Source organism: Wolbachia endosymbiont of Chironomus riparius, from assembly GCF_918315375.1.
This window is the reverse complement of the sequence record NZ_OU906733.1, coordinates 22707-43015: the sequence shown is the minus strand read 5'-3', so window position 1 is coordinate 43015 and position 20309 is coordinate 22707. Positions and strand designations below refer to the sequence as shown.

The 20309-nt window shown below is 29.6% G+C and carries 20 protein-coding genes; 9 read left to right on the top strand and 11 right to left on the bottom strand.

Translation table 11 applies throughout. The annotated features are described in order from the left end of the window. Positions 1-8: 8 nt before the first annotated feature. From nuoG to NL275_RS00195, 5 genes are all read left to right on the top strand, one after another. Positions 9-2045, top strand: coding sequence for an NADH-quinone oxidoreductase subunit NuoG (gene nuoG, locus NL275_RS00215; RefSeq protein ID WP_253300006.1), 2037 nt, complete (start codon positions 9-11; stop codon positions 2043-2045). Beyond that, positions 2042-3067, top strand: coding sequence for an NADH-quinone oxidoreductase subunit NuoH (gene nuoH / locus NL275_RS00210; RefSeq protein WP_253300005.1), 1026 nt, complete (start codon positions 2042-2044; stop codon positions 3065-3067). The genes nuoG and nuoH overlap by 4 nt, the downstream gene beginning before the upstream one ends. A 267-nt stretch (positions 3068-3334) precedes the next feature. Further along, a complete protein-coding gene (locus NL275_RS00205; protein ID WP_253300004.1) occupies positions 3335-4810 on the top strand; it encodes a type II secretion system protein GspD in 1476 nt (491 codons plus the stop codon). Between the two features lie 230 nt (positions 4811-5040). After that, positions 5041-5790 (top strand): hypothetical protein, encoded by a 750-nt coding sequence (locus tag NL275_RS00200; protein WP_253300003.1) that lies wholly within the window; start codon positions 5041-5043, stop codon positions 5788-5790. 175 nt (positions 5791-5965) lie between these two features. After that, a complete protein-coding gene (locus NL275_RS00195) occupies positions 5966-7342 on the top strand; it encodes a UDP-N-acetylmuramoyl-tripeptide--D-alanyl-D-alanine ligase (RefSeq protein ID WP_253300002.1) in 1377 nt (458 codons plus the stop codon). Between the two features lie 179 nt (positions 7343-7521). Here NL275_RS00195 and NL275_RS00190 read toward each other — a convergent pair whose 3' ends face one another. The 8 genes from NL275_RS00190 to rseP form a co-directional block, all read right to left on the bottom strand. Continuing rightward, on the bottom strand, positions 7522-8145 hold the full coding sequence (locus tag NL275_RS00190) for a ribonuclease HII (RefSeq protein WP_253300001.1): 624 nt from the start codon (positions 8143-8145) through the stop codon (positions 7522-7524). Positions 8146-8152: 7 nt separating this feature from the next. Then, positions 8153-9118, bottom strand: coding sequence for a phospho-N-acetylmuramoyl-pentapeptide-transferase (gene mraY, locus NL275_RS00185; protein ID WP_253300000.1), 966 nt, complete (start codon positions 9116-9118; stop codon positions 8153-8155). A 64-nt stretch (positions 9119-9182) separates the two neighbouring features. Next, the gene (locus NL275_RS00180; protein WP_253299999.1) at positions 9183-9623 is read right to left on the bottom strand and encodes an SH3 domain-containing protein; all 441 of its coding nucleotides are present in this window, start codon (positions 9621-9623) and stop codon (positions 9183-9185) included. A gap of 81 nt (positions 9624-9704) precedes the next feature. Beyond that, positions 9705-10355, bottom strand: coding sequence for a heme ABC exporter ATP-binding protein CcmA (ccmA, locus tag NL275_RS00175; RefSeq protein ID WP_253299998.1), 651 nt, complete (start codon positions 10353-10355; stop codon positions 9705-9707). A 3-nt stretch (positions 10356-10358) separates the two neighbouring features. After that, positions 10359-10778 (bottom strand): hypothetical protein, encoded by a 420-nt coding sequence (locus NL275_RS00170; RefSeq protein WP_253299997.1) that lies wholly within the window; start codon positions 10776-10778, stop codon positions 10359-10361. Positions 10779-11208: 430 nt separating this feature from the next. Further along, positions 11209-11763, bottom strand: a complete 555-nt coding sequence (locus tag NL275_RS00165; protein ID WP_253299996.1) for an OmpH/Skp family outer membrane protein — start codon at positions 11761-11763, stop codon at positions 11209-11211. A 1-nt stretch (position 11764) separates the two neighbouring features. Beyond that, the gene (bamA, locus tag NL275_RS00160) at positions 11765-14044 is read right to left on the bottom strand and encodes an outer membrane protein assembly factor BamA (RefSeq protein WP_253299995.1); all 2280 of its coding nucleotides are present in this window, start codon (positions 14042-14044) and stop codon (positions 11765-11767) included. A gap of 1 nt (position 14045) precedes the next feature. Further along, positions 14046-15161: an RIP metalloprotease RseP gene (gene rseP / locus NL275_RS00155; protein WP_253299994.1), complete on the bottom strand. Its 1116-nt coding sequence runs from the start codon at positions 15159-15161 to the stop codon at positions 14046-14048. 101 nt (positions 15162-15262) lie between these two features. Between rseP and NL275_RS00150 the strand changes: the two genes are divergently transcribed. Further along, positions 15263-15529, top strand: coding sequence for a succinate dehydrogenase assembly factor 2 (locus tag NL275_RS00150; RefSeq protein ID WP_253299993.1), 267 nt, complete (start codon positions 15263-15265; stop codon positions 15527-15529). On the opposite strand, the gene NL275_RS00145 is transcribed toward NL275_RS00150, so the two are convergent. The 3 genes from NL275_RS00145 to NL275_RS00135 are packed head-to-tail and all read right to left on the bottom strand — an operon-like array spanning position 15495 to position 17812. Continuing rightward, positions 15495-15839, bottom strand: coding sequence for a cell division protein ZapA (locus NL275_RS00145; protein WP_253299992.1), 345 nt, complete (start codon positions 15837-15839; stop codon positions 15495-15497). The genes NL275_RS00150 and NL275_RS00145 overlap by 35 nt on opposite strands. Then, positions 15839-16129 carry an HU family DNA-binding protein gene (locus NL275_RS00140; RefSeq protein ID WP_253299991.1) on the bottom strand — a complete coding sequence of 97 codons (291 nt, stop codon included), beginning with the start codon at positions 16127-16129 and terminating at the stop codon, positions 15839-15841. The genes NL275_RS00145 and NL275_RS00140 overlap by 1 nt, the downstream gene beginning before the upstream one ends. 27 nt (positions 16130-16156) lie before the next feature. Next, entirely contained in the window at positions 16157-17812 is a 1656-nt protein-coding gene (locus NL275_RS00135; RefSeq protein WP_253299990.1) for a 30S ribosomal protein S1, read from the bottom strand. Between the two features lie 170 nt (positions 17813-17982). On the opposite strand from NL275_RS00135, the gene trmB reads away from it, so the two are divergent. The 3 genes from trmB (at position 17983) to ruvB (ending at position 20273) form a co-directional block, all read left to right on the top strand. Then, positions 17983-18633 (top strand): tRNA (guanosine(46)-N7)-methyltransferase TrmB, encoded by a 651-nt coding sequence (gene trmB, locus NL275_RS00130; RefSeq protein ID WP_253299989.1) that lies wholly within the window; start codon positions 17983-17985, stop codon positions 18631-18633. An 84-nt stretch (positions 18634-18717) separates the two neighbouring features. Next, a complete protein-coding gene (gene ruvA, locus NL275_RS00125; RefSeq protein ID WP_253299988.1) occupies positions 18718-19290 on the top strand; it encodes a Holliday junction branch migration protein RuvA in 573 nt (190 codons plus the stop codon). Then, positions 19287-20273: a Holliday junction branch migration DNA helicase RuvB gene (gene ruvB, locus NL275_RS00120; protein WP_253299987.1), complete on the top strand. Its 987-nt coding sequence runs from the start codon at positions 19287-19289 to the stop codon at positions 20271-20273. Before ruvA ends, ruvB begins: the two co-directional genes overlap by 4 nt. Positions 20274-20309: the final 36 nt, after the last annotated feature.

Below are 20309 nucleotides of genomic sequence, written 5' to 3'. Positions count from 1 at the left end.
TTGAGTTCGTGGTAAAAGTTACTATTAATTCCAAGGAGTATGAAGTAGATCAGGGTTTTACTATTATTCAAGCCTGTGAAATTGCAGGCATTGAAATTCCAAGATTTTGCTATCACGATCGTTTAGCAATTGCTGGTAATTGCAGAATGTGTTTAGTTGAAGTAGAAGGTGGTCCTCCAAAACCTGTAGCATCTTGTGCAATGCAAGTTGCAGAAGGTATGGTTATTTACACAGATACTCCAAAAGTTAGAAAGGCACGGGAAGGTGTACTTGAATTTCTACTAATTAATCATCCATTAGACTGTCCTATCTGTGATCAAGGTGGTGAGTGTGACTTGCAGGATATCACTATGGCATATGGAAGAGGAGTCAGTAGGCTTGATGAAAATAAAAGGGCTGTACCAAAGAAAAATTTTGGTCCGTTAATTGAGACAGCAATGAACAGATGCATTCATTGCACACGGTGCGTTAGATTCTTGTCTGATATTGCTGGTACTTATGAATTAGGAGGAATTGGCAGGGGAGAGGATGTAGAAATCAGCACCTACATAAAACAGCATATAAGTTCTGAATTATCTGGAAACATTATAGATCTTTGTCCTGTTGGGGCTTTAACCTCTAAGCCTTATTCTTTTAAGGCACGTTCATGGGAACTTTCTCACTGTGAGACTATAGATGTGCTAGATGCTGTAGGAAGTAATATTAGGGTTGATTATCGTGGTCCTGAAGTTATGAGGATATTACCAAGGTTGAATGAAGAAATTAATGAAGAATGGATATCAGATAAAACTCGCTTTGCTTACGATGGATTAAAAATGCAGCGTCTTGACCGCCCTTATGTCAAAAAAAATGGGAAATTAATTCCTGTAAGTTGGAATGAAGCATTAACTACTGTAGCAGAGAAATTAAAGAATACTAAGTCAAGCAAAATAGCTGCAATAGCAGGTGATTTAGCAGATTGTGAGTCAATGCTGCTATTGAAAGAAATGATGCAGAAACTTGGTTCAGGAAATATCGACTGTAGACAAGATGGTGCAAAATTTATACCTGGTAATCGTGCATCATATGTATTTAATACTACTATTGAAGGTATAGAAAATGCAGATTTATGTTTATTAATTAATACAAATCCAAGAGTAGAAGCGCCGATCATTAATGCACGTTTACGTAAAAGGTATTTACAAGGTGGCTTTAATATTGCAAGTATTGGTCAAGATATTCAATACTTGTATCATGTTGATAAATTAGGTAATAATCCTATTATATTGAGTGAGATAGCACAAGAAAAGCATAAATTCTGTACATTGCTCAATAACGCAAAAAATCCTATGTTGATTATAGGTCAAGACACTTTAATACGTAAAGATTCAGATTCTATTTTAGCAGCAGCATGCACAATTGCAGAGAAATTTAATATGATAAAGGATGACTGGAATGGTTTTAATGTTTTACACAAGGTAGCTGCGAGAGTTGGTGGACTAGATGTTGGATTTACTCCTAAAAAAAATTGTAAAGATACTGATCAGATACTAGAGTGTGCAAAAAATGGTGAAATGGAAGTAGTGTATCTTCTTGGTGCAGATGAAATTGATACATTGAAACTAAAAAACACATTTGTAATTTATCAAGGTCATCATGGTGATAATGGGGTAAGTGTGGCTGATGTTATATTTCCAGGTGCTGCATATACAGAAAAATGTGCAACTTATGTAAACACTGAAGGTCGAGTGCAAAGAACAAATTTAGCTGTTTTTCCTCCAGGTGAAGCAAAGGAAGATTGGTTGATTATTAAAAATCTTTCTCAGCACTTAAATATTTCCCTGGCATATGATGGTGATTTCGATGTAAAAAAGAAGCTTAGTGCTATAGGCCCGCAATTTAGGAATTGTGATGAAGTAGTGAAAAATAAATGGATACCTGTTGAATGCAGTGAAATAAATTTCAGCGATGAACCTTTTACCTTAAAGGAGTATAATTTTTATATGACAGATCCAATAAGTCGTGCTTCAAAAACAATGGCAGATTGTACTAAAGCTTTTGTATGAGTACGTTAATTAATATTTTACTTATTTTAATACCTTTATTACTTTCAGTTGCATATTTAGTATATTTTGAACGTAAAGTTATTGGAGCAATTCAGCTAAGGCAGGGACCAAATGTGGTTGGACCTTTTGGATTAATGCAACCATTTGCAGATGCGATTAAATTACTAATAAAAGAGCCAATAATACCGCTAAAAGCAAACACTTTATTATTCATTATTGCTCCAATGTTAACTTTTATTTTAGCATTAATTGCTTGGGCGGTTATACCTTTTGGTGCAAAAGTGATAGTAGAGGGCAATCAGCAGATAGTAATTCCTAAGGTTATCTCTAATATAAATGTAGGAGTACTGTATATATTAGCCATATCCTCTTTAGGAGTTTATGGTATAATTATTGCTGGTTGGTCTAGTAATTCTAATTACGCCTTTCTTGGTGCTATAAGATCAACTGCTCAGATGATTTCATATGAAGTTTCAATAGGTCTAGTAGTTGCTACAGTTGTAATAACAACTGGTACGCTAAATCTTGGAGAGATGGTGATAATAAAACATAACATGCCGTTTTGGATTGATTTATTACTGATACCTATGGGGATAGTATTTTTTATCTCTTTACTTGCAGAAACTAATCGTCACCCATTTGACTTGCCGGAAGCTGAAGCAGAACTTGTTTCTGGTTATAACGTTGAGTATTCATCCATGCCTTTTGCTCTTTTTTTTCTTGGAGAGTACGCAAACATGATTCTTGCATGTGCTATGATGACAATCTTTTTTCTTGGAGGTTGGTATCCCCCATTAAATTTTAGTTTACTATATAAAATTCCAGGTCTAATTTGGTTTATTGCAAAAATAATTGTACTATTATTTATATTTATTTTGATCAGGGCAACAATACCTCGCTATCGTTATGATCAGCTAATGCGTCTTGGTTGGAAAGTATTTCTACCAATATCATTATTTTGGGTAATTTTGGTTTCAGGGATATTGCTCTTTACTGGTAATTTACCTATGAGATTAAATTAGTAGCTTATATAATTTTTCTACAGCTCTAAAAGATAAAAAAGATGTATTTGCATAGTTTTTTCAGTATGAATCTAATCTAGATTATGATTGATTGTGCTAAACAAGATTTAATTTGAAATTTAAAGAAAAAGAATAATAAAAGAAGAAATATAAGTAAAATACATAATACTTTATCCACAGTGGAACTTTTTAAGTAATATTAAATAAATTTTAATGTTTTTAATGAAAAATAAAGCATTACGAATATAAATTCTTGCTAATACTCTGATGATTGTTTTTAGACTTGTAATTCTTTTTTTTATTTTTTCCTATACGCATACTTATGCTGATCAATACAGCAGAGAAAGAAGTAGTGGTTTTTTACAATCTGATGAAAATTCATCTTCAATGTTGAAAGATGATAATTCAGCAATATCAGAAATAATTCCTTTAATTGTTGAATTTCCTGATTATGAAAATAATAATCAGCTAATTTCAATTAATGTTTGTGATGTAACACCAGTAAAAGAATTATTAATTGAAATAGGAAGACTTGCTGATATTAATTTAGATATAGATCCAAAAATATCTGGTAATATTATTCTAAAAATCAAAGATAAAACCATTAATGAAGCGATTGAGAGTATAGCTTACAGTGCTAAGCTACGCTACTCAATAGATAATGATGTGATTAGAGTTGAACAAGATTTACCATATTCACAAAATTATTATGTTGATTTTATCAATATACAACGTTCCGCTGAAAGTAATTTTATCATTAGTAATGACATCATTAATAGTAAAGAAAACAATAAAATTGAAAAGCCAAATAATGTCATGAAATCTCAATATAGTAGCGATTTGTGGCACTCATTAGAGAGAGGGTTAAATACAATAATGGATGCTAATGGTATAAATGATGGTGAATTTATCTCGTTAAACAGAGAAACAGGTATTATTATCTTAAATGCCAGAAAAGATATTCACAAAGCTGTTAAGGATTATGTAAATAAAGTCAAAAGATTAGCGTCCTCTCAAGTTATGATAGAGGCAAAGGTAGTTGAAATTACATTAGATAGTAAAAATCTTTCTGGTATTTGCTTAAATGATTTAGATAACGATTCAGCAGATAAAAAAGGTTCTTCTTTAATTTTTAGTGCGGGTGATCTAGAAAGCTTAGTAAAGAGTTTAAATAGATTTGGCTCTTCAACAGTAATATCAAGTACCAGAATACATGCTACAAATAATCAACAAGCTATGATTTCATTTACTAAGAATCATGTTTACTTTGTTCTTGATAAAGAAAAGAGTAACGATAAGAGTTTGATTACTAAGATCAATAGTGTGCCGGTAGGTGTTATACTAACTATACACCCAAGCATTAATACCGATACTGGTGAGATATTAATGGATGTGCATCCGACCTTATCAAGGATTAACGGTTATACTCAAGATCCAGGAATAGAATATATTGCACAGAAGAGCAAAACAAAACTAAATAGCAATATTCCCATTGTTGAAGTAAGAGAAATAAATTCTACATTAAAAATTAAAAGTGGCGAAATTATGGTTATTGGTGGCTTAATGGAGAATAGAGAAGATAAACAAAGTTTTAAAGCTAAGTTGAAAAAGAAATTAAAAAAAGAACCCGTAAGTAATATGAGTACTGTAGAAACTGTTATTTTTTTAAAAGCAACAATTATTCCAACTTTCAGTTTATTAAGTAAAAAAGATAAGAATTTATATCTACTAAATTATAAATAATTAATTGTAAGTAATACAATATACAACTATACAAAATTCAAATGCAATTATGGAAGCTCAACCTATATAGAGATTAAACTAAGTGATACTGAAAAATTGTTTGAAAGAAGGTGATAGTTTGTATTTGATCTGAACTTGTGACTTTTTTGAGAATCGATATATTTCAAGGAAACAAATAAAATATTAATTAGTTTGTGCCAAGATGTCTTTTTTATAAAAGGAGTGATGTTATGGTTAAAGATTGTCAAAAAGAAATTTTAAATTGTATCATAGAATATGAATTAGACCTGAGGAGAGGTGAAAACGTCATAAAAGATGTTTTAGTAGGTAATAAGATTAGTTTTATAAATGATGTACCTGATTTAAATAGTATAAGTTGTAACAAATCGTTATTTGAAGTAGGAAGTGAGTGTGAAGGCACAAAATATAAAAATAATAATGGTAATGATTATTCATATAACGAATCTAAGAATACCATAGAGGGATTTTATGCTAAAAACGTGGTTGAATCATTAAAAAAGATAGTAGAAGAGAAAATATCAAATGATTTTTTAGATTATAAACGAGTTGTGGAATCAATAAAACCCGTGTTTGAAGCAGTAAAGGAAGGTGCAAGAGAGGAGGACAATATGTTGACTGATATAAAGCAAGCATTGCAAAATATATTAAACAAACTACATAATGTTGAAGAAAAAAATTTGTATAAAGCAGAAGCATACCGTGACATTATAAAAGATTTTTATGAAAATAGAGATATAGGATCTACATTACGTTGTAGTGAAATTTCTTGTTTCAATAAATTAATTGATGATAAGCTGTCGGAATTGAGCCATAATAAGGATGTAGTACTAGAGAATGTAAACAACATATTTAAACATATTCAAGTTGATGATAAATTACCAGATACTGATAATAAATTTTTAGATTACGCTAATGATATGTTTCAATATGCTTATCAGGTTGTAGATGATATTCTGTAACAGGGCAAAATAAGTTTATAGAGCAAAGAAACTGGAGCGTATTTGTTTTTCATACGCTTCAGCAATATGTAAAAGACTATATACTCTGTAACAAAGAATCTCATATTAAGAAAAAATTCTTGATCAATAATTAGGCTTATATTTGAATCACGGTTTTTAACTATTAAAAATATCTATGTTTAAATGGAATGAAAATCACGTTTTTAATTCTACTGTTGGTAAAAAAATAGGCAATTGGTGCAGTACAAGTATTTCTACAGATACAAGAAATATAAAACAGGGTGATCTATTTATTGCTCTTAAAGGAAATCATTTTGATGGTCATGATTTTTTGCATGAAGCATTTGCAAAAGGAGCAGTTGCTGCAATAGTAAGTAAAAATAATTATTATGAGTATAAGAATGTTCCTTTATTCATTGTTAAGGATACATTGAAAGCCTTACAAGATATGGCATCATATTATATAAAAAAAATTCTTATTGATGCTAAAGTTATTGCAGTTACCGGTAGTGTTGGAAAAACTACAACAAAAGATATGCTAAAAGCTGTTTTATCGCAACATGGGGTGTCTCATGCAAATACTGGTAATTTGAATAACAACATAGGATTGCCTTTAACTATACTTAGAGCACCTAAAAACTGTAAGTACCTCATTCTTGAGATGGGAATGAGTAAGAGTGGTGAAATAAAAGAATTATCAAAGATTAGTAGCCCAGATATTGCGGTGATCACTAACATTGAGCATGTTCACACTGAAAATTTTTCTTCTTTATTGGATATAGCGCAAGCGAAATTAGAAGTATTATATGGTATGAAAAGCAATGGCACTTTAGTGTTAAACAAAGATAATAAATATTATGATTATTTATCATTTAATGCTGATAAGAATATAGTAAGCTTTGGTAAACATCAGGATGCTATGATTTGTTTACTAGACTTGACACGAAATAATGGTAGATTACATTTAAAAATCAAATTAAGTAATAATAGCATTAAAAGCTATAACTTACATGTTCAAGGTGAACACTTTACGTATTCTGCGCTAGCTGTTGCGGCAGTGATGAAAATATTAAAGCTTAATTTATCTTCAAATGCATTTGAATCGTTTAAAGTAACGGAGGGTAGGGGAAATACATATAATATTCAGTATAATAACAAACATATATGCCTAATTAATGACTCTTACAATGCTAGTCCTGCTTCAATGAAAGCTTCAATTAAAATGCTAGGTACATATTGCAATAAAAGGAAAGTTGCACTGCTTGGTGATATGTTAGAACTTGGTAGTGAAAGTATAAGACTTCATACAGAGCTGCTTAATTGTATAATAGAGTATAAAATAGATAAAATTTATACAGTTGGTAAGCTAATGCTGAAACTACACAAACTCTTGCCTAATGATATTCAAGGTATGCATTTTGATGATTTTGATCAATTAAACAATAACTTGCATAAAATTATTCAAACTCATGATGTGATTCTAGTTAAAGGTTCACTAAAAACGAAAATGCATCTTGTGGTAAAAGAAATTTTATCTATGAACGTAAATTAGTAGGTGTTCATAATTAATATTAATTATTTTACTTATTTATGATACAGCTCAATTTTAGTGGTTGATAAGTGAAATAAAAAGCTAGAGATTTGAAATATAAATTAAAAAATAGCAAGTAAAATTACAAATTTGCAGGTTATAGAAATCAATATTCTATTATTTATTATAAAGTTGACTTATTAATATATTTCATTTGATTGAGATATTAATCGCATCTTAGAAACAGGTGCAAAGTTTTTTCTATGGTGCTGTGTAATACCGTGGAGATTAATAGCATTAATGTGTTCTTGAGTTCCATACCCTTTGTTTTTATACCAATTATATTTAGGATATTGATTATGCAATTCTTGCATAATCTGATCTCTGGTAACTTTTGCAATGATTGAAGCTGCTGCTATTGATATGCTTATGCTATCACCATTTATTATAGGTTTTACTTTCCACTTAATTGTGGGTGGTTGATTACCATCAACTAAAACATAGTCTAGTTCCGTGTTTAAACCGTGTAATGCACGTTTCATTGAAAGCTTTGTTGCCTCTAGAATATTATATGAGTGTATTTCCTCTACATCTGCTATTCCTATACCGAATTTTGCAGTTGATATTATTTTATCGTATAAAGCTTTCCTGTTTTTTTCAGTTAATTTCTTTGAATCATTAATTCCACAGATGATTTTGTTTCTATCAGTAAAAATGACAGCTGCGGATACTACTGGACCAGCAAGCGGTCCTCTACCAGCTTCATCTACTCCTGCTATAATTCCTTGTAATTCATTTTCTATTGCAAAATCTGGATATTTCATAGAATTGCTATAGCAAAAAGACTATACTTAAAATTGAGCTAATGATAGAAAACATCCAAAATCTAATAACTATTGTATTTTCCGACCATCCTTTTTTTTCAAAGTGATGATGTATTGGTGACATGAGAAAAATCCTCTTTCCTTTTGTACATTTAAAATATAATACCTGTATAATTACAGATAAAGTTTCTATTACGAAAATTCCGCCAATAGTGACAAGAAGTATTTCTCTTTTTATTAAAACGCTAATAAAACCTAAAGCTGCACCTATTCCTAAACTCCCTACATCTCCCATAAATATCTTTGCTGGATGTCTATTGAACCATAAAAAACTTAGAATTGCTCCTATGAATGCAACACAGAATAGAATTATGTTAATGTCTCCTCGAATTGAATATATCACTAATCCTACAAAGGTAAAAGCAGTTATCAACTGTGTTGCAGCAAGTCCATCTAACCCGTCTGTGAGATTTACAGCATTAGAAGTGCCTACTATTACAAACGCAGCAAATGGAATATAAAAATATCCAATATCAATCATTAAATCTCTAAATACATATATTTTTGTAAATTCATCAGTAGAGTATTTCTGAAGTGTAAATAAAGTAATTACTGCAGTAATAAATTGAATAATTATTTTTATTTTTGCACTTAAACCTTTATGATTTTTAGTCTTTAATTTTAAGTAATCATCAATAAAGCCGAGTAAAGTAAAAAATAACGTTATAAATATCAGCAGTAAGATTTTTGGCGTTAAATTTACCCAAGTTAAAATTGAAAATAAAGAAGAAAACACTATTACTATTCCACCCATAGTTGGTATATTCTTTTTTGTTATAAAATGACTTTCAGGTCCACATAACCTGATTGGTTGACCATCTTTACTTATTTTTTTAAAGATGATAATAAAATAAGGAAAAAGAGCAAAACTTAGAATCAATGAAGTAAAAAATATTTTTGTAGTTAAAATCATTTTTCTTATATGTTGTGGTGATATAGGTAAGATAAAAATTTACAAAAATTAGAGTATTCTAAAATTAATCCATTCCCCATATAAATTCTTTCTGTACCCATGATTTACGTTTTAAGACAGATAATAAGCACCAGTTTTTAACACATTTTTTGCTTTCCATAATTGCAAATTTATCTATTTTCATAGTAACTTTACTATCTATATTTTGCTTTGCGTAGCCAAAAGTATTTTCTTTTATCATAACATAAGGTTTATTACTCAGCAAAGTACTTTTTATCCAACCGCAATCTTCATTAATATCACAAACTTTTTTCCAGTTTTCAAATTCTTCTATAACTCTAAGAGGTAAATTTTTACGAATATATATTAACTTAATAGGATAATGTATTCCTGGACCAGTTCTCATATTTACTTTATTTGACTTTATTGAAAGAAAATTATTAGCAAACGAATCATTACTATAAAATAGTAGAATTGTGATGAATATCTTGAAGAATCTTGACATAAAGGCCTACCAAGAAAAATATAATTTTTTATAAGAGTACAACTGAAAAATGAATAATTTATACACTACGCTTATATGAATTTATATAAAGTTTCTTTGCGATTTGCCAAGTATGTTTGTTTGATTAAAATCACAGATGTTAATTCTCGTAAAATCAGATAACTGGCTAGTTGTGTTGTGACCTGTAATAATTATTATACCGTTTTGTTCAGAACGCAATGAAACAAGATTGAATATCAGGTCGTATGCTATATTATCAAGATTACAAAATGGCTCATCTATGAGCCAGATGGTTGCATCAGAGATCAAAAGACGAGCAAATGCAGCTCTTCTTTTCCAACCTGCAGAGAGTTTACTATATTGAATGTTCAGTACAGGCTGTAACTGTAAATAACAAATAGCTGCCATGATTAATTCTTTTGTATTTCGTATTTCCGCCCAGAATTCTATATTTTGTATAACAGTTAAATTATCTTTAAAAGCGTTTTTATGTCCTAGATAAACCATGGCAGATGTGTAAGTTTTATGATTTTCATATATATCGTTACCACAATACATTATATTACCCGATTCAGGAGGTAGCAGACCACACAAGCTTCTGATCAAACTAGTTTTGCCACTACCATTTGGCCCAGTAATTAAAATTTTTGATTTTGGCTCGGCTTTAAAATTAAGATTATTAAATAATATTTTATTATTACGCATGCAGGACAAATCTTTGCACTCAAGCATAAATTATCTACCTTTACCTTTATATTTACCTTTATCTGAAGCTTGTGCTTTTACAAATAATTCCCAAAATCCTTTTTGACCACCCTCTCTTCTTATTAATTTTGCTAAACGTAGCATAAAACCTCCATTCTGCATAACCATTTTTGTCCATTTACCTAAAGGTTTTTCAATACCTACTATGTCTATATCTTCCTTGTATACTTGTTTGATATCGTCATTTTGATTGTCACGTAGTATTTCTTTATGTTTTTCTAGCTCTTTGTGTTTTTTTTTATTGTACCACTTATTACCTGCTCTATGTCTTTTTACGTTAGCTTTTTTGGAAAATTGAATAGAGTTTTCGTATTTCTCTCCCAAAAAGAGCAATACTTTTATAATAATAAGCAATGCTAAGCTATATATAGCTATCCGTTCAAGTGACATTGCTGTTATGAGCCAGAATTAGGTTTAAATTTTACCATGGTTAAAAAATTTTGCAATTATCTACATTAAAGAATAATATTTTCAATACTATAACACTATAAAATAAGACCCATTACAAATTAGTAAATAGTGTATGAAAAAATAAGCTTAAAAAGCATTTGTTTAGACTATTTCTTCTGGAGATTTTGCAGATATGTGTATTATGTAAGTTGCTTAGAATTTATGAATTCGCCAATATATAAAATTTCTAGAATGGCAAATTGTGTTATTTTTATAAAGTTTCTCTTTATTTTATCATTATGATTTTTAGCAGATATATTGCTTAATTCACTAATAATAGAAATTATTATAGTTTATACTTGTTTTTCCGTACAAACATATGCAAAACACTCTAATTCACATGCTTTTGATGCGAGCTTTTAATACTCACCTATTCCACATTCAGAGTAAAAGTAGGTAAATCCTTATTGATGTTCTTTAATGTTTTATTTGATAAGTCTACTTTATCTTTAGAATACAACACTTGATTTTTATTTGAAATAAACAGTACTAAGTCTATTTTTTCATTTTCCGCTATTTTTTTCGTTACTTCTTTGATTTTATTGAAAATACTCTCCACTGCATTTTTATAGTTATTTTCTAAATTTGATACTTTTTTGCTGTAATCTTCTCTAAATTTGGTAGCATGCTCATTAAATTGTTCTATTTTTTCCTTTTTAGCCTCTTCAGACAAAAGATCAAACTCTTCCTTTGAAGGCTTGATTTTTTCTATCTCTTGTTCAAATTCTTGTTGTAATTTAGAGTTGTATTTTTTGATTTGTTCTTGTAAATCTTGCAAAGCAAGAGAATCGTTAATCACCTTGTCACTATCAACAATTGCTGTTTTATGAGAATGGCTACACTCTGAACGATTGACAGCAAGATACGTAGCAGATGAAGAAAAAAGTATGCAAATAACGATAAGAAACAAATGTAAGTGCTTCATTTTAAACTCCTGTTTCAATGGAAAATTTAATATTTGGTGAAGGCATTTTATCATAATCTTCCTTTACTAATGGAAAGCCGAAATCTAACCTTAATCTACCTCCAAAAGGAGATGGCATTGAGAAACCAAAACCTGTTGATACTCTTAAAAGCTTGTTGTCTTTATACATATCTTTACACTCTTCATTTCCACAGTCTAAGCCAAAAAGTGTCCCTAAGTCAATAAATAATGATCCCTTTATACCTGCATGATCGTATAATTTTGGTAATGGGAAGTCTATTTGCTGTGTAGCGTTAAAGTAAAATTTTCCTCCTAGTGAATTTTTTTCTTTATCTCTTGGACCGATACCTGAAAGGTCAAATCCTCTAACTTCATTACCGCCTTTAAAAAAACGCTGATCAATACCTAAATTTTTATCTGTGTATGAAAAAATATAACCAGTTCCCATTTTAAGACGCAATATTATATCGTCATCTAATTTACTCAATATAGGACGGGCAAAAAAGGATAAAAATTCTGATTTAATAAAATTCACATTTCCTCCAAGACCAGATATATCTTGGCTAAGACGGAACAAATAGCCATCTCGTGGTGAGTAGATGCTATCTAGTATATTATACGTTAATGTATAGCCTACTGCTGAGATTATGTTTTTATCCACATTTTTATCTTTATATACATTATTGTATTTATAGAAATAGCGGAAGGAGTTAGTTAGGTGATCTATAACTTTATAAGATAGTTTTGCTGAGAAGCCTGAGTTAATGCTACTAAAATTACTATTTGGACTTTCATGTCTTTCATGAAATATTCCACCGCCTATAGATGTTTCAGAATCATTGAAATTATTTTCAATAAATTCTATATCAGTTAAAAATGAGTATTGATTTTTTTCAAGAGCAAAAGATAATTCTTTACCACTACCAAATAAATTTGGCTCTTTTATATCAGTTTTAAAAAATGCTCCACCAGGAAAAGACATTCCACCTGCCAAAGAAAATACACCAGTTCTTTTTTCTTTGACATTTATATTAAGATTTACAGCATTATCACTAATTGCGTAATTATCTATTTTCACTGATGAGAAAAAATCGCTGCTTATTAGCTTTCTATATGATTTTTGAATTTCTAATACATTGTAAGCATCACCCTCAGCTAGATTTAATTTACTTCTAACCACTTGATCAAAAGTACGTTCATTACCATTAATGATAATATTATTCACATAAATCTTCTTACCTGGAAATATTCTATAAGTTATATCTACAATATTATCATGTTGATTGTACTCTGGGTTGATTTTTGCAAATACATAACCTTTTTCATTTAGGTGTTTATTTATTTTTTCTACTGCATCGTTAATTTTTAATCTGTTAAATATTTGATTATCTTTTTTTACAATAAATTGTAAAACTTCTTTTTCGAGATTCAGATCTTGAGCTTCATTTTCAATGCTAACTTTGTTATCCCCAAATAAATATTGCTGTCCTTCATCGATTAAAAAGGTTGCATGCACTTGATAATTGTTATCAACTTCAACAATAGGTCGAATAGAATTGTTAATATATCCATTGGATAAGTAAAATCTATCAAGTAATTCTGTAATAATTAACAAGTATTGAGGTGAGTAATGATTCTTGCGATTAAAAATACTCTGAAAGAATTTACTAAATATATTAGTACTGGGTACTTTAATAATTTGCCTTAACTGATCTTCAGAAAAATTTTTATTGCCTATAAATCTTACATTTTTTACTTTAGAAGTTTTACCTTCATTTATTTTAAAGATTAGATTTACTCTATTATTATCAAGAGTGATTAATTCATGTTCAACTTTAACTCCAATTTTACCGTTGTTTCTGTAAGTTGTAACTAAATTCATTAAATCACTTTGCAGTTTTGTTTCAGTAAGAATGTTTAGTGATTTAGAGCGAACTACATTAGTTAATAACTCTTTATTATTAAATAACTTATTGCCCTGTAATATTACTTTATTAATTAGTGGATTATCTTGAATATTTATTATTAAATCTTTTTTTTCATCTACATGAGCATTAACACTCATAAATAATTTTGTTTTATATAAGTCTTTAATAACCAAATCTACGTCATCATTACCTACATAATCACCAGGTTTGAGTTTGATATAAAAACTTATTGTTTTAACACTAATTCTCTTACTACCAATAATTTTTATATCTTTTATTTGTATTTTATTTTCGGATGCAATAATTAACACAGGTATAAAAATTACTAATAACGTATACAATAATTTTTTCATATTATGTTAAAATAACGTTTCTAATATCATTTAAAATTGCAATAGCCATTAGCGAAAATAATATAACGGCTCCGATAATGGCCGCATATTTTTGATATTTTATAGTTAAATTCCTACGTGTAAGTGCCTCTATTGTATAATGAAATAAATGACCACCGTCTAGTAATGGTACTGGTAATAAGTTAATAGCAGCTAAATTAGCTGAAATAATAGCCATAAAATATAAAAACGTAGTTATTCCTTTTTTGAATGATTGACTTGAATATTGTGCTATTTTTATTGGTCCAGATATTTGATTTATATCACGTTTTCCTATTACAATCTGACCCATAGCTCTTACAGCAAGTGTCATTGTACGATAAGTTTCATTTATTGATAAGTTTACAGCTCCAAAAAAAGATGTTTGTTTTAGGCCAGTCACATTAATTGAAGTAATTCCTATGCTTTCTTTTTTTATTAAATTTCCAAAAGCATCTTTATCTTCGATTATTGATGGAATTAGTGCCGTTACATGTTTTTTATTGCTTCTTTTGTATTCAATTTGCATTTTCGTCCTAGGATTGGATATTACTATATGTGTAATATCTTCAAAATATCTTATTTTATTATTATTGACTTGAGTAATAACATCACCTGGAAGTAAACCAGCTACTTCAGCTACACTACCTTTGATAACATTTCCAATAACAGGTGGAATGCGATAGTAGCCTTCTATGCAAAAAAATACTGTTAAAACTATCACAGTAAATATAATGTTTGCAAAAGGTCCTGCAAAAACAATTGCTGCTTTTTTATATCTTGGCTTTTCATGAAATGAAAGAAGCTTTTCTTCATCGGTTAATTCTTGTTTTTTGTCGGGGATGCTTGCTTCATTTGTATCTCCTAACATCTTAACATAGCCACCAAGTGGAATAGCACTTAACTTCCACCTAGTACCTGATTTATCATTGAAACCAAAAAGCTCAGGTCCAAAACCTATTGAGAACGACTCAACTTTCACTTTACAAATCTTTGCAACAATATAATGACCATATTCATGTACAAAGACTATGATAGAAATTATTAAAAAAAATGATAAATAATGTATGTTATTAGTGAGCTGATAAATTAATTCCACTTGTATATTTGAATTTTGTTAAAATTTAATTATATTAAGGTATTCTTTCCTTGACAAGTTATTTATCTCGCTTTTTAATAAAGAAAACTTAATATATAGCGATGAGTAAGATTAACGTTTCATTGCTAAGAAGAAAATTGATATATAGAAGCTGGCACAGAGGGTGCAAGGAAACTGATATAATTTTAGGTAATTTTGCACTAAAATACCTTGGCAAATTTTCTCTAAAAGAACTGGCCAATTATGAAAAGATAGTGGATCTTGATGATCACGAGTTGTATTACTATATAACCGGTCAAAAAATCTTGCCTAATCATTTAGATAAAAAAATATTTAATTTGATTGCTCTTTCATGTACTCAAGATTAGTTATTACTTTACTAATTCTATTTGACATCTCGGTATATTCAATTTTTTTATTACTTTTATATTTTTCATATTCTTGATTTACTTGATTCAATTGTCTTGTCAACTCTAGAATTTGATCTTCAAGCATCAGAGCTGCAAGCAGAAAATTTAGTGAATCTGAACCTTTACTACCAGTTTTGTTGGATATAGAGTTAACTAATTTATTGAAACGATTCGCCAGATATAGCAAATGATCTTGTTCTCCAATTCCACATGATATGTTATAATCCTTACCACGTATAAATATTTTTACTTTCTCCATTTGCTCCATTAATAATCCTCAACATTAGAATTGTTAACTAGATTGGATAGAGTTTTACTACTACGAAAGTATACCTTGAAGTATTTACTTTTTGTAAATTTATCTGATATTTCAGATTCTGAAAGATTATAACTCCTAATTGAAAAGGAAGCAAAGCCTCTAAGTTCAATTCTATTATGGTTTTTTAACTCATCTAAAAGCACCTCAAAAAACCTATCAATTATTGCTATAACAACTTCCTTACCTAATAAAGGATATTTTTCGACAATCTTTTTTACTATATCGGATTTTGTTGTCATTAAATAGCACTAAATAAGTAACATAAGTCATTTTGCTGATAATATGATTTTATATTTTTCAATTCCTAATACTTCAACTTCTATTTTTTCTGATATAGAAAATGTTTTATTTTGCGGAAGATTCTCTTGTTCTATCAAGATAGTCACATCATTTCCAACATCTACTATTAATCCACCGTCCTCTCTTTTATTGACAGTAACCTGTATTTTATCACCCACCTTGACCTTGTTTATTAGCTCTTCAAGAGGATCATGTTCTATTTGTTTTATACCAAGATAAATCTTTGCTCGATTAACATTAGCTCTTATTAATTTTGCTTGTACTTTGTCACCGACATTGTACTTTTTTATTTCATCTGATGTGTTTTTATTCCAACTTAAGTCTTTTGCATATATTGTTCCTTCCACATTTTTATCTATTTTGGAATCATCAAAAACAATAGATAAATATGAACCAGTATTGTTTTTTACTGTGCCAGAGATGACAGAACCAGGATGGTACTTATTAATCAGCACCTGCCAAGGACTATCGGTACACCTTTTCATGCTTAGACTCATTCTATTTTTAGAAATATCAATACTAAGAATTTTGACATTTACTTCTTGTCCTCTTGTCACAAAGCTACTTACTGGTAAATTACCCCTGATCCAATTGATTTCTGATGAATGAACTAATCCTTCAATTCCATGTTCAAGTTCAACAAACAAACCATATTCTTCTTCTATACTTGTTACTTGACCTTTGTGTATACTATCAATTAGATATTTTGATTCAACATTTTTCCAAGGGTTATCTTCTAACTGCTTTACCCCAAGTGAAATCTTGTTATTTTCTTTATCTACTTTGATAATTTTAACCCTAATATCTTGACCGCAAGTAAAGACTGCAGATGGATGGCCTATCCTAGTCCAAGATATATCTGTAATATGCAGTAAGCCGTCTATAACTCCTGCTTCATTTGATTCATGAATTCCAACAAACACACCGTAATTAGTTATATTTTTTATTTTTCCTTCCATTATGTCACCTTCATTTAAAGATTGAAAGAATTTAACTTTTTCATCTGAATATAGTCTTTCCAATACTAACTTTCTTGATATAACAATGTTACCTTGATTCTTATCCATTTTGAGTATAATGAATTTTTGCTCAGTATCAACCAGATGATGTGCATCTTTGATTTGCTTTAAATCCACATGACTAAGGGGTAAAAAGGCACTTATTCCATCACCAAGATCAACGATAAAACCACTTTTGATAGAGCGTTTTATGACACCGTTGATTTCAGATTTACTAGCCATATCTGCTTCTAACTTATTCCATTTTTCATCTCTTATTGCTTTTTCACGACTAAGAACAACGTTACCATTCTGGTCTTCAACCCTTTCTACATATGCCTTGATTTTAGAGCCAATAATAACTTCATCGCTAGGAGCTAGTTCTTTTATAAGAATCCTTCCATCAGATTTTAAGCCAACATCAACCACAATGTCATCAGGGTTAATTCTAGTTATTGTTCCTTCTACCAAGTCTCCTTCTTTTACATTGCTTACAAAAGAATCTTCAAACAACATGTCATTATTATTTTCAGGTTGGTCTAAATATATTTCTTCTATAAATCTATTAGATGATAATTTTTTAATAGTAAATGGCTGAGTTACAGTTTGATTGTTATTATTCATTTAGCATAGACCTTTAACTTAGTGTACTGAAATTATATACTATTAACAGCTAATGACAAGTGATTTTTCCTTTTACAGAAATTTATGAAATATTATTATTAATTAGTGGTATCAACACTTTTAAAAAGCTACATTATGGATGAAAAAATCAATTAAGATATTGGAAGAATATGTATACCTTTATTAAAAAAAAAAGATGGATAAAATCATTTGCAAGGAGATCAAAACTAGAACCGAATACTGAGAAAGTATTAGAAATGTGCTCTCTCAAAAATAATAAAGAATCTATAGAAAAAATTGTCAATTCACATAACAGAATACAAATAGAAGTAGGTTTTGGTAGAGGTGAAAATATTCTTTATCAGGCACTAAATGAACCTGATGTACTATTCATAGGGTGTGAGCCTTATTTACGAGGTGTATATAGTTTATTAGTAAATATCGAAAAATATAATATAAAAAATATCTTGATATGGATAGAGGATGCAAGAGAGCTGATTGCCAATTTTCCAGATAAAAGTATTGAAAATTTTTTTATTTTATTTCCTGATCCATGGCCAAAGCGAAGGCATCACAAGAGGCGATTAATTAATAAAGAATTTTTAAATTTACTAGCAAAAAAGATGATAGATACAGGTGGGATATTTATTGCAACTGATCATCAATGTTACTCAGAATGGATCATGCTACACGTAAAAGAATGTAGTTTTTTAATATATACAGAAAATGATTATTGTAATCTTCCTATTACAAAATATCATCAAAGAGCTCTAAAACTTCAACATAAAATAAGATTCTTTAAATTAAGTAAGAATAGGTAGGTAGTCTAACTACTATAATATTGAAAATATACAAGAATAGTTTAAAGTTGATTTTAGACAATTTCAAAGGAGCCTATTATAAATATGATAGGAAATTTAAGTGGAGTAATAGATGAGATCTATAGTGATCATATAATATTGAATGTTAACGGCATTGGCTATATTGTATATCTTTCTGCTAAAACTTTAAGTTTTTGTACAATTGGTAGTAAAATTAAGCTTTTTGTTGAAACTTACTCAAACAGTAGAGAAAATTTTCCTCAATTGTATGGTTTTATCAATAGAGAAGAACAGCATTGTTTACGCTTACTTGTTAAAGTAAGTGGTATTAGTTACAAAACTGCAATTTCGATTTTAAGTAAATTAACACCAGAACAGTTTTTTTTAGCGGTAGCGAATGAGGATAAAGTATTATTTAAAATGAGTGGATTAGGTCCAAAACTCATAAATCGGATCATTACTGAGTTGCATAGTAAAGTTAGTAAATCAGAAATAAATCACCATCCAATACAGGAAGAAGCTGTGTCAGCTTTGATAAATCTTGGTTATGAAAAAATGAAAGCTTATAATACTATAAGAAAAATACAAGATGAGTTACCAAATTTAGAAACAAAAGATATGATTCGTATGGCCCTTAAGGATTTGTCAATTTTATGAAAACAATATCATGTGGTAAGGAATATGAAGAAGATACTCATAACACTAATATTAGGCCAGAACACTTTAATGATTTTATTGGTCAAAGTGATTTAATACAAAATCTCAAAGTATTCATAAATGCTGCACAAACAAGGGAAGAATCATTAGATCACGTTTTACTTTGCGGTCCTCCAGGTCTTGGTAAAACAACTTTAGCTAATATTATCTCTAAGGAATTAAGGGTAAGTTTTCGTGCAACTTCTGGTCCATTACTCACTAAAGCTGGTGATTTAGCTGCAGTGCTTACAACTCTTAATGTAAAAGACGTTTTGTTTATTGATGAAATTCATAGGTTGAACCGTAATATAGAAGAAGTTCTTTATACCGCAATGGAGGATTTTTGTTTAGACATATTAGTAGGTGAAGGTTCATCTACACGCACTTTAAGAATAGATATACCTAAATTTACGTTAATAGGAGCAACAACACGCATTGGATTACTTTCTGCGCCACTTAGAGATCGATTTGGCATCCCTCTTCATCTTGAATTTTATTCGTTCAAGGAATTGGTTGAGGTGATAAAAAGAGGAGCAAGAATTTTTTCAATCGAAATTGAAGAAAGTGCTGCACAAGAAATAGCTTGCCGTGCACGAGGTACTCCAAGAATAGCTCTTAGGTTATTAAGAAGAGTAAGGGACTTTGTTGATGTGGAAAATGACAGAAGAATCACCTATGAAATTGCTCATTCTGCACTACTTAAATTAGGTGTAGACAAAAAAGGATTAAACAAGCTAGATATTGATTATTTAAGATTTTTATTTAACACATCAGGACCTGTTGGAATTGAAACTATAGCTATTGCGCTTTCTGAAGATGTTGGAAATATAGAAGAAACGATTGAACCTTATTTAATAAAAATTAGTTTTGTAAAGCGTACACCAAGAGGACGTGTTCTCACCGATCAAGCAAGAGAATATTTTAATCTTCAATACCAAATTTAGAAAAATCTTTATTGACTTATAATCTCTTTAAAGATT

Coding starts and splice junctions, on each gene's coding strand:
- NL275_RS00205 (WP_253300004.1), top strand. CDS start 3,335: ATGATTGTTTTTAGACTTGTAATTCTTTTTTTTATTTTTTCCTATACG.
- nuoH (WP_253300005.1), top strand. CDS start 2,042: ATGAGTACGTTAATTAATATTTTACTTATTTTAATACCTTTATTACTT.
- trmB (WP_253299989.1), top strand. CDS start 17,983: ATGTATACCTTTATTAAAAAAAAAAGATGGATAAAATCATTTGCAAGG.
- bamA (WP_253299995.1), bottom strand. CDS start 14,044: ATGAAAAAATTATTGTATACGTTATTAGTAATTTTTATACCTGTGTTA.
- NL275_RS00200 (WP_253300003.1), top strand. CDS start 5,041: ATGGTTAAAGATTGTCAAAAAGAAATTTTAAATTGTATCATAGAATAT.
- NL275_RS00145 (WP_253299992.1), bottom strand. CDS start 15,839: ATGGAGCAAATGGAGAAAGTAAAAATATTTATACGTGGTAAGGATTAT.
- NL275_RS00195 (WP_253300002.1), top strand. CDS start 5,966: ATGTTTAAATGGAATGAAAATCACGTTTTTAATTCTACTGTTGGTAAA.
- NL275_RS00170 (WP_253299997.1), bottom strand. CDS start 10,778: ATGTCACTTGAACGGATAGCTATATATAGCTTAGCATTGCTTATTATT.
- NL275_RS00165 (WP_253299996.1), bottom strand. CDS start 11,763: ATGAAGCACTTACATTTGTTTCTTATCGTTATTTGCATACTTTTTTCT.
- NL275_RS00190 (WP_253300001.1), bottom strand. CDS start 8,145: ATGAAATATCCAGATTTTGCAATAGAAAATGAATTACAAGGAATTATA.
- ccmA (WP_253299998.1), bottom strand. CDS start 10,355: ATGCTTGAGTGCAAAGATTTGTCCTGCATGCGTAATAATAAAATATTA.
- NL275_RS00135 (WP_253299990.1), bottom strand. CDS start 17,812: ATGAATAATAACAATCAAACTGTAACTCAGCCATTTACTATTAAAAAA.
- NL275_RS00150 (WP_253299993.1), top strand. CDS start 15,263: ATGAGTAAGATTAACGTTTCATTGCTAAGAAGAAAATTGATATATAGA.
- mraY (WP_253300000.1), bottom strand. CDS start 9,118: ATGATTTTAACTACAAAAATATTTTTTACTTCATTGATTCTAAGTTTT.
- ruvB (WP_253299987.1), top strand. CDS start 19,287: ATGAAAACAATATCATGTGGTAAGGAATATGAAGAAGATACTCATAAC.
- NL275_RS00140 (WP_253299991.1), bottom strand. CDS start 16,129: ATGACAACAAAATCCGATATAGTAAAAAAGATTGTCGAAAAATATCCT.
- NL275_RS00180 (WP_253299999.1), bottom strand. CDS start 9,623: ATGTCAAGATTCTTCAAGATATTCATCACAATTCTACTATTTTATAGT.
- ruvA (WP_253299988.1), top strand. CDS start 18,718: ATGATAGGAAATTTAAGTGGAGTAATAGATGAGATCTATAGTGATCAT.